The sequence below is a fragment of the Mesorhizobium norvegicum genome (genome assembly GCF_004919685.1).
GTDB lineage: Bacteria > Pseudomonadota > Alphaproteobacteria > Rhizobiales > Rhizobiaceae > Mesorhizobium > Mesorhizobium norvegicum.
On record NZ_SMYZ01000113.1, the window covers coordinates 1 to 2,781 of the forward strand.

General features: G+C 66.8%; 2 protein-coding genes. Both read right to left on the reverse strand.

Annotation, left to right across the window (positions count from 1 at the left end):
• Positions 1–149 precede the first annotated feature (149 nt).
• The gene (locus FCU66_RS36280; protein ID WP_136622789.1) at positions 150–1,166 is read right to left on the reverse strand and encodes an ABC transporter permease; all 1,017 of its coding nucleotides are present in this window, start codon (positions 1,164–1,166) and stop codon (positions 150–152) included.
• On the reverse strand, positions 1,163–2,725 hold the full coding sequence (locus FCU66_RS36285) for a sugar ABC transporter ATP-binding protein (protein WP_136622790.1): 1,563 nt from the start codon (positions 2,723–2,725) through the stop codon (positions 1,163–1,165). Before FCU66_RS36285 ends, FCU66_RS36280 begins: the two co-directional genes overlap by 4 nt.
• Positions 2,726–2,781 lie beyond the last annotated feature (56 nt).

The following is a 2,781-nucleotide window of genomic DNA, read 5'->3' on the forward strand; positions in this document are numbered from 1 at the left end:
GCAAGGGGGGAGATTGGATGCCATGACTGCCTTCGCCAATTTTCAACGTTGAAGAAAAAGCGATGAAGACGAAACTGCCGATCTCCCCCCTTGCGGGGGAGATGTCCGGCAGGACAGAGGGGGGTGCCTGGGCGCGGACCTCTCTCCCCTCACCGCCGCACCCGCGACTTCAGCCACCGGTCGAACGCCACCGCCAGGATCAGGATCAGCCCGATGACGATGCTTTGGGTGTAGGACGACACGTTGTTGAACTGCAGCCCGTTCTGCAGCACGCCGATCAGGGCCGCGCCCACCACCGTGCCGCCGACCGAGCCGATGCCGCCGAACAGCGAGGTGCCGCCGATGACGACGGCCGAAATGACCGTCAGCTCGTAGCCGATGCCGGCCACCGCTTCCGAGGAGTTGAGCCGCGCCGACAGCACGAAGGCGGCGAGGCCGGCGAAGAAGCCGACGATGACGTAGACCGAGACCAGGATGCGGTCGACGCGCAGGCCCGACAGCCTTGCCGCCTCGGCATTACCGCCGACGGCATAGACGGCGCGGCCATAGCGCGTGTAGCGCAGGACGATGTGGCACAGGATGGCAGCCGCCGCGAAGATGAGCGCCGGCACCGGCACGGGGCCGATCAGCCCGGTGCCGAACCAGCGCATCGAGGCGTCGAAGCCCGAGATTGGGCCGCCATTGGAGATGGTCAGCGTCAGCCCGCGAAACACCGTCAGCCCGCCCAGCGTGACGACGAAGGGCGGCACTTTCAGCCGGGTGATGACAAGCCCCTGCACGCCGCCTGCGGCAGCACCCACCACGACGGCGGCCAGCAGGGCGGCGAACCAGCCGAACCCTTGCGTGCCGGAGGTCGACAGCGACAGCGTGTTGGCGGTGCCGCCCTTGGCGACCACTGCGGCGACCATGCCGCAGAAGGCGAGCAGCGAACCGACCGACAGGTCGATGCCGGCGGTGAGGATGACGAAGGTCATGCCGAGCGCGATCAGCCCGGTGATCGAGATCTGCCGCGTGATGTTGAACAGGTTGATCGGGTCCATGAAGCTCGGCTTCAGCACCGTGAAGACGACGATCAGCGCCACCAGGAACAGCAGCGGCCCGAAGCTCATCAACAGCCGCGCGAAATTGATGCCGCCGCGCTGGTCCTGTTCCCCCGCCACGCTCATGGTGTCTCCTTGCGGTCGAGTGCCATCAGTTCCATCAGTCTTTCCTCGTTTGCCTCGACGCCCGGCATCTCACCGGTGATGCGTCCGCGGCGCATGGTGACGATGCGGTCCGACACCGCCAGCACCTCGGGCAGTTCGGACGAGATCATCATCACCGCAATGCCACGCGCCGCAAGCTGCACCAGGATCTGGTGCACCTCGGTCTTGGCGCCGACATCGACGCCGCGCGTCGGCTCGTCGACGATCAGCACCTTGGGATCGCGCGCCAGCCAGCGCGCCAGGATCACCTTCTGCTGGTTGCCGCCCGACAGGCCCTCGATCGCCTGCTCGGCCGAGGCCATGCGGATCGACAGCATCTTGCGAAAACCCGCGAGTGCATCGCGCTCGCGCCGCTCAGCCATGAAGCCGAAACCGTTGCTGAAGCTGCCCAGCGATGCGACGGAGAAATTCGGCAGGATGCCGAGCGCGGCAAAGATCGCCTGGTGCTTGCGGTCCTCCGGCACCAGGCCGATGCCGAGCGCGATCGCATCCGCCGGAGAGGCCGGTGCGATCGCCTTGCCGTCGAGCGTGATGGTGCCGGCCGCGATGCGGTCGGCGCCGAAAATGGCGCGCGCCAGTTCGGTACGCCCAGAGCCAACGAGGCCGGCAACGCCGAGGATCTCACCGGCCTTGAGGTCGATGTCGACGCCGTCGAGCACGATGGCATGCGGCGCCTCGGGATCGCGCACGGTGCGCAAGCCGCGCACCGACAGCACGACATCCCCGGCCACCGCGCGCTGCGCCGGCCGCGCATAGAGTTCGGATGCCGCGCGGCCGACCATCTTCTCGATGATTTTTGGCAGCGCGATCGGCCCGCCCTCGCGGTTAAGATGCCCGGCCAGCCTGCCGTCGCGCAGCACCGTCATGCGGTCGCAGATGGCGGAGGCCTCCTCCAGCCGGTGGGTGACGAACATGATGGCGACCTTGTCCTTGCGCAGCCGGTCCATGATCGACAGCAGGCGCTGCACCTCGGTCTCGGTCAGCGCCGAGGTCGGCTCGTCCATGATGATCAGCCGGCTTTTCAGCGACAGCGCACGCGCAATCTCGACCAGCTGCTGTTCGGCCACCGACAGCGCCGATACCGGCGTCATCGGATCGATGGAGAGGCCGACACGGGCGATGATCGCGCGGGAGTCCTGCTCCATGCGCCGCCAGCTGACCAACCCCAGCGGGCCGACCGGCGCGCGGCCGATAAAGATGTTCTCCGCCACCGTCAGCGTCGGGATCAGGCTGAGCTCTTGATAGATGGTGACGATGCCGAGCCGCTTGGCGTCCTGTGGGCTGGATGGCTGATAGTCGGCACCGTCGAAAATGATATGGCCGCTGGACGGCGGCATGACGCCCGACAGGATTTTCAGCAGCGTCGATTTGCCGGCGCCGTTCTCGCCCAGCAGACCGAGGATTTCGCCGGGGCGGATGTCGAGCGAGACATCTGCGAGAGCGGTCACGCCCGAGAAATGCTTGGTGATGCCCTCGACGGCAAGCAGGATGGGTGATGGGGCCGTGGCTTCAGCTGGCAAGGGTGGCTCCTGGATTGCGGTTCATGCCGCCTGTCAGCGCTTGAACACCCCCCTCT